Genomic DNA, 12,541 nt, shown 5'->3' on the forward strand with positions numbered 1-12,541 from the left:
CCCTCTCCGTCATCGCTTCGCGATGCCACCTCTCTCCTAGGAGAGGCTAGAAGAAAGCTTAAAGCAAAAGACATGTTAACTGCAAAATAAAACAACCCTCAGTCATCGCCTACGGCGATGCCAGCTCCCTTGCAGGGAGCATATAGAAAGTTAGAGTTTCAATATATCATTATATCTTCCCTGAAAGGGAAGGTGGCTGCGAGCTTTGCGAGCAGACGGAAGGGTTGCGATATATCAATTGCGACACATACGCCCCCTCTCCGTCATCGCTTCGCGATGCCACCTCTCCCCTAGGAGAGGCTAGCAGATCGAGCTAAAGCTCACAGCACAAAAAGAGCCGCGCGAACGCGCGGCCCTTCAAATCCTCATCAAGCTAAATTTATTTCTTACGAAGATTTACAGTTGTCGTATGCTTGCAATGCGGGCAGCAACCCTTACCGCCACCAGCATCACAACCAATGCAGCCACCGGTTTTATGTGCCTTGATGACCTGCTTGAATGCCAAATACACACAACCAACAATAATCAGACCAATAATCCAGGTTGCCATACGAAACACCTCTTTTATTTTGCATCAACGCTCATAACAGTCTCTTTGTTATATTTCTTAGCCGGACGGAAGAGCAGATACAGGAACGCAATCAGGAAAACAACAGCTACAGCAGTACCAAAGCTGAATGCTTCACCGCCGACAAATACTCTGCCAAACTGGTAAACCATCAGGCAGATGCTATAAGCATACAGGTTTTGGAAGAGGATAGTTGCCCAGGTCCACTTCTTGCTGTTCATCTCCTGGCTCATAGTGGAAATCGCTGCCAGGCAGGGAGAATCCAGCAGGTTGAACACCAGGAAGGAGAACGCTGCAACCGCACTCGGGAAGAACGCCATAACAGCAGTCCACAAATCAGGCTCATCCTCAGCTGCATCAGCCAGACCGGAAAGAATAGCCATCGTGCTGACGATAGATTCCTTAGCCACAAAGCCGGAGAAAGCAGCAGCCACAGCCTGCCAGCTGTCAAAGCCCAGAGGAGCGAAGATAGGAGCAAGACCATTACCAATGTAAGCAACAAAGCTCTTTTCAGTATCAACCATAGCAACAGAGCCTTCATCAATACCAAAGCTTGCCAGGAACCACATAACAACGCAGCACAGGAAGATAATAGTACCGGCTTTTTTCAGGAAGCCTGCAACACGCTCCCAAGTATGCAGCAATACGTTCTTAGCAGCAGGCAGATGGTACGGCGGCAGCTCCATAACAAACGGAGCAGGATCGCCGGCAAACAGCTCAGTCTTTTTCAGAATGATGCAGGCAGTAATTACAGCGAAGAAGCCGACGAAGTACATAATCGGAGCCATGTACCAGTCACCACCCATAATAGCGCCGGAAAGCAAAGCAATAACAGGCAGCTTAGCACCGCAGGGGATAAAGGTGGTAGTCATGATAGTCAGACGACGGTCGGTTTCGTTTTCAATAGTACGGGAAGCCATAATACCCGGTACACCGCAGCCTGCAGAAATCAGCAGAGGAATGAAGCTCTTGCCGCTCATGCCGAACTGACGGAAGAAACGGTCCATAATGAAGGCTACACGCGCCATATAACCGCAGTCCTCCAAAAAGCTCAGCAGCAGGAAGACAATCGCCATTTGCGGAGCAAAGCCAATCGGTGCGCCAATACCACCGATAATACCGTCAACAACAAGAGATACCAGCCAATCCTCACATTCGGCAGCCTCCATGTGCTCCTGCACCCAGGGCTGAATCCATTCGCCAAACAATGTATCATTCGTAAAATCGGTTACAACCGTACCGATAGTTTCTACAGCGATATAGTAAACCAGGAACATGATAATCGCGAAAATCGGCAGAGCCAGGAAACGGTTCGTTACAATGCTGTCGATTTTATCGGAAATAGTCAGACCGGTATGGCCTTTGACAACTGCATTGCTCATCAGCTCGCCAATGTAGTTATAACGCTCGTTGGTAATAATGCTTTCGGCATCATCATCCAGCGCTTCCTCGCAGGCTGCCACGATTTCTTCAATCTTAGCCTGCTCGCCTTCGCTCAGGCCCAAAGCATCAGCAATTTTCTTATCACGCTCAAACAGCTTTACCAACAGCCAGCGCTCGCTCATACCGTGAACCTTGTTGCCGGCTTCGCGGGCAATCGCAGTCAGCGCATCCTCAACCTCGCTGCTAAAGCGCATATATTTCGGTGCGGCACCGCCGACAGCTTTAATTGCTTTTTCGGCAGCCTCACCGGTGCCTTCACCCTGCAGTGCGGAGGTTTCCACAATCTCGCAGCCAAGCTCGGCAGCCAGCTTAGCGGTATCAATTTTATCGCCGTTCTTGCGGACGATATCAATCATGTTCAAAGCAATAGTTACGGGATAACCCATCTCCATAACCTGCGTAGTCAGGTACAGGTTACGTTCAATGTTAGAGCCATCAACCAGATTCAGTACACCGTCAACATCATTTTGCAGCAGATAGTTACGGGAAACAACCTCCTCCAAAGTGTACGGGGACAAGGAATAAATACCGGGCAGGTCGGTAATAATTACATCATCGTGACCTTTAAGGCCGCCTTCTTTTTTCTCTACAGTTACGCCGGGCCAGTTACCAACATATTGGTTAGAACCGGTCAAATCATTAAACATTGTTGTTTTGCCACAGTTAGGGTTACCAATCAGGGCAATCTTGATCTGTTTCATCTTTTCCCTCCAAATTATTCTACAACGATGTGTTCAGCCTCGCCGTTACGCAAAGTCAGCTCATAGCCACGTACAGTTACCTCCACCGGGTCACCCAGCGGTGCAACCTTACGTACGAATACGCTCACACCTTTAGTCACGCCCATATCCATAATACGTCTTTTTACCGCACCCTCGCCAACGAGCTTAGCAACGGTAACTGTTTCACCAACAGGAACTTCTTTTAATGTTTTCATAACATCCTCCACTTGCATCAGATAAATATTTTGGCTGCCATCTGCTTGCTCAGGGCAATGCGGGCATCCTTCACATTGACGATAAGATTACCGTCAATTTCAGAAATAACAGTTACAGCTGAGCCTTCTACAAAGCCCAGGTTAGCCAGAAAGCGTTTGATTTCATCCTTGCCGTGAACAGCGCTGATCTTGTTAGTCTCGCCGCGACGGGCCATTAATAAAGGCATCATAATTCCCTCCAAAGAATTTGTTAGCAGATACTAACTTGACACGATTTTTTTAGTAGTTAGGCATTCATAACTACTATTGAAAGTTTACGTCAGCTATAAATTTTTGTCAAGCATTTTTTGTGAAATCCTATGCTAATTTACAAAATTAGTTAGCTTCTGCTGTCATGTTTACAAAAAAAACATCGGCTGACTTTATAGTCAGCCGATGTAAACTAAATCAGCATATTAGCTATAGCTTTTTATTATATCTTTTTGTAGAGAATACGGATAGAATTCAGTACACACAGCAGCGATACGCCGGTATCGGCAAAGACTGCTGCCCACATGGAAGCGTAGCCCATAAGGCCTGCAATCATAATGATAACCTTAACAGTCAGAGCGAAAATTACATTCTGCCAGGCAATCGCACCGGTTGCACGCGCAATAGCAATAGCCTGCGGAATAGCCTTCACTTCGGAATTCATGAAGACAACGTCGGCAGCTTCAATCGCTGCATCTGCACCGCTGCCCATAGCAGCGCCAGCATCCGCACCCGCCAGAACAGGCGCATCGTTAATACCATCACCAACGAACATAACCGGGCCGTACTTGTTGCGCAACATATTCAGCTCGCTGAGCTTATCCTGCGGCAGCAGCTGAGCACGTACCTCGTCAATGCCTGCTTCCTTAGCCACAGCCTGCGCTTCCTTCTGCGCATCGCCGGTGAGCATAGCGGTTACCAGGCCTTGTGCCTTCAGGGAAGCAATTGCTTCCTTGGCATCTTCCTTCAGGGTATCGTTAATCAGCAGTTGGCCCATATATAAGCCATTATCGGACACAAGCACCTCACTGCCGCTTTCGGTAGGAGTATAGCCGCCGTATTCAACGTTAAAGCGTTGCAGCAGCTTGGTATTGCCACACAGAACCTTACGTGCACCAAAGTACGCAACCAGGCCTTCACCGGCAATTTCTTCAAATTTATCGGGGCGCACAAGCTCAAGCTTTTCAGCCTTAGCAGCTTCTACGATGCTTACGGCAATCGGGTGGGTAGAAACAAGCTCAGCACTTGCACACAGGCGCAGCAGCTCGTCGGCATTCATGCCTTCGGCAGCATTAACCTTCTGCAGTACGAAGTTGCCCTTGGTAACGGTACCGGTTTTATCCATAACTACGGCAGCAATGTTTTTCAAAGCCTCCATAGCAACGCCGCCCTTAAAGAGAATGCCGTACTTGGAGCCGGCGCCGATGCCGGAGAAGAAAGCCAGCGGCACGCTCAGCACCAGTGCGCAGGGGCAGCTGATAACGAGGAAGGTCAGCGCAGTATAAATCCATTTATTCCAGTCGCCGGTAATCAGGGACGGAATCACGGCAGTCAGTACTGCGGCAGCAACAACAAACGGAGTATAGATACGTGCGAAGCGGGTAATGAAGCGGTCGATGGTCGGCTTGCTGGCAGCAGCGTTCTCCACGCTGTCCAGAATACGGGTTACCATGGACTCTTCCAGAACCTTTTCTACACGGATTTTCAGCATACCGGAGGTATTCACGCAGCCGGAAACAACCTCATCGCCATATTTGCGTTTTACAGGCACAGGCTCGCCGGTTACCGGGGAGGTATCTACCAGGCTTTCGCCATCGATAACAACGCCATCCAGAGGAATACGGTCGCCTACGCGCACCAGCAGGATATCGCCTACATGGGCATCAGCGGCAGGAATAACCTTCACCTCTTCGCCTACGAGCAGGTTGACAACCTCCGGACGCAGGTCAACAGCGTCCATAATCTGGCCACGGCTCTTTTCTACCGCACGCTGCTCAAAGTATTCGCCCACACGATAGAAGAACATAACGCCAACAGCCTCTTCCCAAGCCTGAATTGCAAACGCACCTAATGTTGCAACGGTCATGAGGAAGTTTTCGTCAAATACATTACCCTTGGCAATATTCTTCAAGGCAGTCAGCACAATGCGTCCGCCAAGCAGAATATAAGCAAAAATCAGGAAGTACATATGATATGCTTCCGGCACAAGTCCCAGCCATTCGGTAATGATGAATACTGCACCGCCAAGTACGATTTCGATAATTGTCTGTTTTTCGCTCAGCTCGGAGAAGATACCGCCGGATTTTTTGCGTTCCTCCAGCTCGGGAGCCAGAGAAGGCTTGCTTTCAGCCTCCAGCAGTACAACACCCTCTTCTACCTTATCGGTTACAGCCTGCATTTTCTCCAGCAGACCGTTGTAATCCTTAGCGCTTACGCGCAGCTTTTTCGTAGTAAAGGTCAGGGTAGCTTCATCAATCTCAGGCATAGCGTTCAGCGCGCGTTCAATCTTGGCACCGCAGTTAGCGCAGTCCAGATTTTGCACCAAATAGACTCTGCTCTTGCCGCCTAATTGCGGACGGCGGTCACGCGGTACTACCACTACGTCGGACTCAATAGATGTGCAGATTTTCTGAATTTCCGGCAGCAAAGCCTCATGGTCTGCAGCGCTGAGGCGCAGCTGCTTGGTAGCAAAGCTTACGTTGGCATAGGTTACACCCGGCAGCTCTTTGATTTTATATTCCATTTTGGCAGCGCAGTTGGCACAGCCAAGGTTTTGCAGAATATATACACGCTTAATTTTATCGGCATCCGGCATACGGCAGGTGCAATTAGCCAGGCTCTCGCCGCATACATCGCAGTACTCCTCATGCGGATGGCAGATTTCGCAATTACAGTCAGCAGGATGACCGGGAACGTGATGTCCGTGTGCATGAGCGTGTTCGTGGCCATGGTCGTGTCCGCAGCCGCACTCGTCGCCGTGTGCATGAGCGTGTTCATGTTCGTGGCCGTGGTCGTGTCCGCAGCCACATGCGTCGCCGTGTGCATGAGCGTGTTCATGCTCGTGCTCATGGTCGTGTCCGCAACCGCATTCGTCACCGTGTGTATGAGCATGTTCGTGTTCGTGGCCGTGGTCGTGTCCGCAACCGCATTCGTCACTGTGTGCGTGAGCGTGTTCATGCTCGTGCTCATGGTCGTGTCCGCAGCCGCATTCATCGCCGTGCGCGTGAACGTGTTCATGTTCGTGGCCGTGGTCGTGTCCGCAACCGCATGCGTCGCCGTGTGCATGAGCGTGTTCATGTTCGTGGCCGTGGTCGTGTCCGCAACCGCATGCGTCGCCGTGTGCATGAGCGTGTTCATGCTCGTGCTCATGGTCGTGTCCGCAACCGCACTCGTCACCGTGTGCGTGAGCGTGTTCATGCTCATGACCGTGATCGTGACCGCAACCGCATTCGTCGCCGTGTGCGTGAGCGTGTTCATGCTCGTGATTATGCTCATGTTCATTACCACAGCAGCAATCATCGCCATGTTCATGCGAATGCTCTTCATGGTCATGGTCATGATCGTGTCCGTAACCGCATGCATCGCCATGAGTATGCTTAGGCACATGTCCCATAGTTTTGTGATCATGGTCCTTGCCGCAGTGACCGCAGGTGCAGCCTTCCGGATGCTTGCTGTAATCCTCTACGCTATTGATATGGCCGTCAATATGACGAAATGCTCTTACATCGCCGGAACCGTTACGGATATCTTCCAAATCTTTCTTCATTGTATCTGCCACCTTTCCTTTCAGGTTGTCTCACTCTTCATATGAGTATCTATTCATATATAGTATAAAAAATAATAGGAAAGGTGATAACACCTTTCAGTAAATTCTTTGATACCTATATTATAACACAAATAACGTATGAGTCAATACTCACCCATGAAATTAGTGATAAAAATTCCTAAGAAAAAAATGGGTACAGCATTCGCCGTACCCACTATAAAAATTGATGGAGAAAATTACTTTAAAGAGAAGCTCTATGCTTACGCATATCGCATTATGACTATATATTAGTCAAACAGATGGCAGGCAACCCAATGGCCGTGCTCAACCTCTTTCAGCTCAGGCTTAACCTGCACGCAGTGCTCGGTGCAGTGCTCGCAGCGGCTGGCAAACGGGCATCCAGGCGGCAGGTCCAGCGGACTCGGGATTTCGCCTTCCAACGGCTCAATCTTTTCGCCCGGTTTGAAGTCTACCTTAAATACAGCACCCATAAGCGCCTTGGTGTACGGATGCTTGCAGTGTTCTGCAATACGGCCGTGCTCCATCCATTCTACTACATTACCCAAGTACATTACCGCAACCTGATGGCACATCAGGTCTACCAGACCAAGGTCATGAGCAATGAACAGGTAAGTAATATTTTTTTCTTTTTGAATACGGCACAGCAGCTCGCAGATTTTTTCCTGTACGGAAACGTCCAGCGCACTGGTCGCTTCGTCGCAGACAATAATCTTCGGCTCCAGTGCCAGAGCGCGGGCAATGCCCAGACGCTGACGCTGACCGCCGGACATGCTGTGCGGATAGCGGTCCTTGAATTCAGCAGGCAGCTCAACCATTTCCAGGAGCTCTGCTGCTTTAGCATCTACCTCGCTGTTTTTAATCAGGCCGAAGTTTTTCAAAGGCTCGGTGAGGATATCCTTAACAAGCATCTTCGGGTTGAAGGCAGCAGTAGGATCCTGGAACACCATCTGGATGTTCTTTCTGTCCTGACGCAGCTGTTCGCCGTTAGATTTCATCAAATCATGGCCTTCGAAAATTGCTTCACCGCTGGTAGCAGGGTGAATACGCAGCAAAGTACGCACCAGTGTACTCTTGCCGCAGCCGGATTCACCGATGATGCCCAGGGTACGGCCTTCGTATGCACGCAGGTTGATGTCATTGCAGGCAGTCAGAAACTTGCCGCCGTCAACTGCGAATTTTTTGGTAAGGTGGTTAATCTCCAGTACCAGTTTAGTACGTTCATAGGCCGGTCTTTCATTATTGCTCATAATATGTCTTACCTCCTATGACCGGAACTGCCTTAAGCAGCTGTTTTGTATAATCATCCTGCGGATTGCGGATAACGTCCTCACGCTTGCCATATTCCACAACATGACCGCCCTTCATAACCATCAGCTTGTTGGATACATAGGAAGCAACGCCCAGGTTATGGGTAACCATGATAACGGCAACGCCATATTCGTCACGAATATCAACAATCTGACGGATAATCTGAGCCTGAGTAGTTACGTCCAGCGCACTGGTCGGTTCATCGGCCAGAAGGATTTTCGGACTGAAAATCATGGCCATAGCAATACCTACACGCTGACGCATACCACCTGACAGCTCAAACGGGAAACTGTTCATAATATTTTCCGGATTCGGCAGACGCACGTTAGTCAGCATATCACAGCACATCTTGTAAGCCTGATCCTTAGACTTGTCCGGCTGATGCGCCTGAACATAGTCGATGAACTGTTGGCCGATGCGACGGATAGGATTAATCATGTTGCCGCTGTCCTGGAAAATCATGGACATCTCGCTGCCATACATTTTGCGCCACTCTTCAGGAGTATTTTGCAATACATCCTTGCCGTCAAAGGTGATGCTGCCGCGGCTAACACGGCCGGCACCGGGCAGGCAGCCCATAATAGCGCGGATAACGGTGGTTTTGCCACTGCCGGACTCGCCAACGATGGACATAATCTCGCCCTTATCCAATTCTAAGCTGGCACCGGTTACGGTGAGCTTGTCACCGTAGCTGATGTCTAAATCTTTTACTTCAAGAAGCATTGAACAATTACCTCTTTATTAATTATTGTTTCGGGCAAACGTCTTTAGTCAGCCAATAGTAGTCAGCCGGGAAGATATTAGCGTTAGCCAAGCCTGCTTTAGATACCATGTTGGTCTTAGGATAGCCAAAGAACAGAGCAGCGCCGTCATCCAGCAGGATTTGCTGCATTTGAATCATATATTCACGACGTTTAGCCGGATCGAATTCTACAGACAGCTTATCAGACAGTGCGTCGTATTGCGGATTGCTGTAGCCGGTGGAGTTTTGCGGTTGGCTGCCGTTGATGTTGCTCTTCCAGTACCAGTTCAGGTAAACTTCCGGGTCACCGGTGTTAGCAGTCAGGATGTTGGAAATAATCAAGTCAAATTCACCATTGCGGCGCATCGGGTCAAGTACGTTATAGTCAACGTTCTTCATGTTAACCTTAATACCGATTTTCTTAGCATCAGCTTGGGTAGCTTCTGCATACAGAGGCAGCTCGGCACGGCCGCTGTAGAATACGAAGTCGATTTCCAGGTTCTTGCCGTTTTTATCAACAAAACCGTCGCCGTTGGTATCTTTCCAACCTGCTTCAGCCAGCAGCTTCTTAGCATTTTCCGGATTGTAAGCATTCGGATCCTTCAGTTGGTCAAAGCCATAGTCCAGAGAAGGCGGAACAGGTGCTTTGCCGGGGATAAAGGTATCTTTCAGCAGAACCTTGTTATAGGTTTCGCGGTCCAGGCACTGAATCAGAGCAGCACGAACCTTAGGATCATGCAACGGTTTGCCTTCGTTCATATTGATTTGAGCCAATACGGTACGCAGAGAAGCAATTTCGGAAATGTTATATTTAGCTTTATCTTTGAAGAGCTGCAGGTCACCGGAAGCGATGTTGATAGCGAAGTCGATTTCACCTTTTTGCAGTGCCATAGCACGGGTGTTAGGATCGTCGATAGTCGAGATTTCAGCATTTTTGAACGGAACCTTGCCATTCCAGTATTTTTCGTTAGCAACCATTACTGCTTTAGCTTTGCTGTAGGATTTTACAGCATAAGGACCGGTGCAGATAGGACCTTCTTTTTTGATGTCACGGCCGGTTACCTTGGTATCAATCATGATAAACAGAGGGTCAGCCAGCATGCCTGGCAGAGTCGGGGTCGGTTTTTTGGTTTTGATGATCAGGTTTTGACCGTCAGCTTTAATTTCATCATATTGGAAAATGGACTGAGCACGGGTGTTCAGCTTGAAGGATCTTTCAATGGACTCTTTAGCAATTTCAGCAGTCAGCTTATCGCCATTGGAGAAGCAAACCTTATCGTTAATGTGGAAGGTCCAGGTCAGTTTATCGTCGGAAATAGTCCATTTATCAGCCAGCCACGGAACAGCGTTCATTTTCTCGTCGAATTTAACCAGGCATTCGCCCAGGCCGTAACGCATTACCATCCAGCCGAAGAAGTTATCTGCAGGATCCAGGTTATCAGCAAAGTTGGTTACACCGAATTTTACTACTTCGTTGGATACAGCTGCTTTTTTATCGCCACCGCCGCAGCCTGCTGCTGCAAATGCCATTAAGCCGATCATAGCCGCTGCTGCGGTAAATTTCAAGGATTTTTTCATTGTACATCTCTCCATTTCTTATACTTAAATTAAATCAAAAAACGTAAAACATATCTGAAAAGCAAAGCTTCACCAAGTAAGCCTTAATCTTCAACATCACCACGCGGGTCAAGCACATCACGCAGATTATCGCCCCACAGGTTGAACACTACTACGGTAACAAAAATTGCCAAACCAGGGAAGAACATCAGCCACGGAGCAGTCTGCAGCTGCTGACGGCCCTCGTTCAGCATCAGGCCCCATTCAGGAGCAGGCGGCTGACTGCCAAAGCCCAGGAAGGACAGACCTGCAAGCTCCATCATCAGAGCACCGATATCTGCTGCTGCGGTAATAACCATCATCGGCAAAATATTGGGCAGGATATGTACCCACAGAATATGCGGCGAGGTACCGCCGTTAACGATTGCTGCTTCTACGAAGTCACGACGTTTTACCTTTAAAACCATACTGCGGGATAAACGCGCGTATTTGGTCCAGCTGACAATCGTCAGCGCAAACACTGCATTAACCAGGCTGCCGCCCATAATACCGGCGATTGCAATTGCCAGAATCATACCGGGGAAGGAAATCATCATATCGGAGATACGCATGATAACCATATCAACCTTACCGCCGAAGTAACCGGAAACAACGCCCATCGTAGTACCTACGACAAATACGCTGGCTACGAGAACCAATACGCCGGTCAGAGAAGCTCGTGCGCCGTACAGCACACGGCTGAAGCAGTCACGACCTAACTTATCTGTACCAAAAAGATGTTGTGCACCGGGTTCCAAAAAGGCATCTTTCATAGCAGCATGAGTCGGGTCATAAGGAGCAAGAACAGGTGCAGCAAAAGCAATAGCAATCAGCACCAATACCAGAACTGAGGTTACGGCAAAAGCACGGTTGGTTTTAAAACCATTAATAATTGTTTCCATCTGCTCTTACCTTACCTTTCTCAGACGCGGATCAAGATAGTTGTAAGAGATATCAACAATGAGGTTGATAACCATATACATCAACGCAATCCACACAACAACACCCTGTACTAGTTGGAAGTCACGGTAGGTGATTGCTTCAATTGCCAGACGGCCAAGACCGGGCCATTGGAAAACAATCTCGATAACCGCAGCACCGCCCAGAAGGTTACCTAAAGACAGACCTAAAAGCGTAATCAGCGGCAGCAGAGCGTTCGGAAGAACCTCTTTCCAAAGGATGTGGCTTTCACTCATACCACGCGCACGTGCACCGACAACATAGTCCTGATGCAGCTCCTCCAGAATCGCTGTACGTACCTGACGGGTATATTTGGAGGCCATAGCAATAGCCAGTGTCAGGGACGGCAGGATCAAGGTATCAATACCAATCTCACCACCGACGATGGGCAGCAGGTCTAATTTCAGGCCAAAAATCCACAGCAGCATCAGGCCTACCCAGAAGCCGGGCATAGATACGCCCATAAAAGTGAAGCCACGCACGATATTGTCAACCATGCTGCCACGCTTTACGGCAGAATAAATGCCGGCGGGAATAGCTACCACCATCATCATAATCAGAGAAGCCAGAGAAAGAACGATAGTACCAGGAAGCCTCTCCATCAGCGCTTCTACTACAGGCTTTTTAACCATATAAGAGAAGCCAAGATTGCCCTGTAAAGCTCTTCCTAACCAGTCAAGGTATTGGAAGAAGAAGGGCTTGTCCAAACCTAATTCTGCACGCAGTGCATCAATTTCAGCCTGGCTTACAATAATATCCTCGTTACCTGCAATCATTTGGCGAACAACGTCACCGGGGGCCAGCATTACCAAAGCAAAGGTAATAAAGCTGATACCCAGCAGAACAAGGATGATCTGCCCCAAACGGGACAGAAGCTGCTTTTTCGTCAAAGCACATCATCTCCATCAAAAAAAATTACCCTTCCTGCAAAAGAGCGCAGAAAGGGTACATACTTACAATGTGCACAATTGTAATTATATATATTTCCGTCGCTAGCAGGAATATATCAACTGAGGAAATCAACCTGACTTAGCCTTGCGGCATCACAGTGGCTTGACCGCTACGGATTTGCACCGTATTCCGATTATTACCTGCATAGGCAGGCACCTCAGAAGAGTATAGATTTGTAAAAGTTCCTTATGTCGGCAAAAAATAATAAGCTAACACTTA

Annotated in this window: 10 protein-coding genes and 1 riboswitch; all 10 genes read right to left on the reverse strand. The window is 48.7% G+C overall.

From position 1 onward, the window contains the following. Positions 1-379 precede the first annotated feature (379 nt). The 10 genes from BN587_RS11935 to nikB all read right to left on the reverse strand — a co-directional run bounded on the left by BN587_RS11935 (position 380) and on the right by nikB (position 12,261). Entirely contained in the window at positions 380-550 is a 171-nt protein-coding gene (locus tag BN587_RS11935; RefSeq protein WP_021720433.1) for a FeoB-associated Cys-rich membrane protein, read from the reverse strand. Positions 551-564: 14 nt separating this feature from the next. Continuing rightward, positions 565-2,712 (reverse strand): ferrous iron transport protein B, encoded by a 2,148-nt coding sequence (gene feoB / locus BN587_RS07055; protein WP_021720434.1) that lies wholly within the window; start codon positions 2,710-2,712, stop codon positions 565-567. 14 nt (positions 2,713-2,726) lie between these two features. Continuing rightward, a complete protein-coding gene (locus BN587_RS07060; protein ID WP_021720435.1) occupies positions 2,727-2,948 on the reverse strand; it encodes a FeoA family protein in 222 nt (73 codons plus the stop codon). A 17-nt stretch (positions 2,949-2,965) separates the two neighbouring features. After that, positions 2,966-3,175 (reverse strand): FeoA family protein, encoded by a 210-nt coding sequence (locus tag BN587_RS07065; protein WP_363316387.1) that lies wholly within the window; start codon positions 3,173-3,175, stop codon positions 2,966-2,968. 245 nt (positions 3,176-3,420) lie between these two features. Further along, entirely contained in the window at positions 3,421-5,793 is a 2,373-nt protein-coding gene (locus BN587_RS07070) for a heavy metal translocating P-type ATPase (protein ID WP_044484499.1), read from the reverse strand. A 1,238-nt stretch (positions 5,794-7,031) separates the two neighbouring features. Next, positions 7,032-8,012 carry an ABC transporter ATP-binding protein gene (locus BN587_RS07080; protein WP_021720438.1) on the reverse strand — a complete coding sequence of 327 codons (981 nt, stop codon included), beginning with the start codon at positions 8,010-8,012 and terminating at the stop codon, positions 7,032-7,034. Continuing rightward, on the reverse strand, positions 8,002-8,796 hold the full coding sequence (locus BN587_RS07085; protein WP_021720439.1) for an ABC transporter ATP-binding protein: 795 nt from the start codon (positions 8,794-8,796) through the stop codon (positions 8,002-8,004). The genes BN587_RS07080 and BN587_RS07085 overlap by 11 nt, the downstream gene beginning before the upstream one ends. Positions 8,797-8,818: 22 nt before the next feature. After that, positions 8,819-10,393, reverse strand: coding sequence for an ABC transporter substrate-binding protein (locus BN587_RS07090; RefSeq protein WP_021720440.1), 1,575 nt, complete (start codon positions 10,391-10,393; stop codon positions 8,819-8,821). 83 nt (positions 10,394-10,476) lie between these two features. After that, positions 10,477-11,313 carry a nickel transporter permease gene (gene nikC / locus BN587_RS07095; RefSeq protein WP_021720441.1) on the reverse strand — a complete coding sequence of 279 codons (837 nt, stop codon included), beginning with the start codon at positions 11,311-11,313 and terminating at the stop codon, positions 10,477-10,479. A 6-nt stretch (positions 11,314-11,319) separates the two neighbouring features. Further along, positions 11,320-12,261 carry a nickel ABC transporter permease gene (nikB, locus tag BN587_RS07100; protein ID WP_021720442.1) on the reverse strand — a complete coding sequence of 314 codons (942 nt, stop codon included), beginning with the start codon at positions 12,259-12,261 and terminating at the stop codon, positions 11,320-11,322. 107 nt (positions 12,262-12,368) lie between these two features. Further along, positions 12,369-12,497, reverse strand: a riboswitch (cobalamin riboswitch). Between the last annotated feature and the right edge of the window lie 44 nt (positions 12,498-12,541).

Origin of the sequence: Phascolarctobacterium succinatutens CAG:287, assembly GCF_000434895.1 — a bacterium.
GTDB lineage: Bacteria > Bacillota > Negativicutes > Acidaminococcales > Acidaminococcaceae > Phascolarctobacterium_A > Phascolarctobacterium_A succinatutens_A.

Excerpts from the sequence above, each read along its gene's own strand:
- BN587_RS11935 (WP_021720433.1), bottom strand. The coding sequence starts at position 550 with ATGGCAACCTGGATTATTGGTCTGATTATTGTTGGTTGTGTGTATTTG.
- feoB (WP_021720434.1), bottom strand. The coding sequence starts at position 2,712 with ATGAAACAGATCAAGATTGCCCTGATTGGTAACCCTAACTGTGGCAAA.
- BN587_RS07060 (WP_021720435.1), bottom strand. The coding sequence starts at position 2,948 with ATGAAAACATTAAAAGAAGTTCCTGTTGGTGAAACAGTTACCGTTGCT.
- BN587_RS07065 (WP_363316387.1), bottom strand. The coding sequence starts at position 3,175 with ATGCCTTTATTAATGGCCCGTCGCGGCGAGACTAACAAGATCAGCGCT.
- BN587_RS07070 (WP_044484499.1), bottom strand. The coding sequence starts at position 5,793 with ATGCCGGATGCCGATAAAATTAAGCGTGTATATATTCTGCAAAACCTT.
- BN587_RS07080 (WP_021720438.1), bottom strand. The coding sequence starts at position 8,012 with ATGAGCAATAATGAAAGACCGGCCTATGAACGTACTAAACTGGTACTG.
- BN587_RS07085 (WP_021720439.1), bottom strand. The coding sequence starts at position 8,796 with ATGCTTCTTGAAGTAAAAGATTTAGACATCAGCTACGGTGACAAGCTC.
- BN587_RS07090 (WP_021720440.1), bottom strand. The coding sequence starts at position 10,393 with ATGAAAAAATCCTTGAAATTTACCGCAGCAGCGGCTATGATCGGCTTA.
- nikC (WP_021720441.1), bottom strand. The coding sequence starts at position 11,313 with ATGGAAACAATTATTAATGGTTTTAAAACCAACCGTGCTTTTGCCGTA.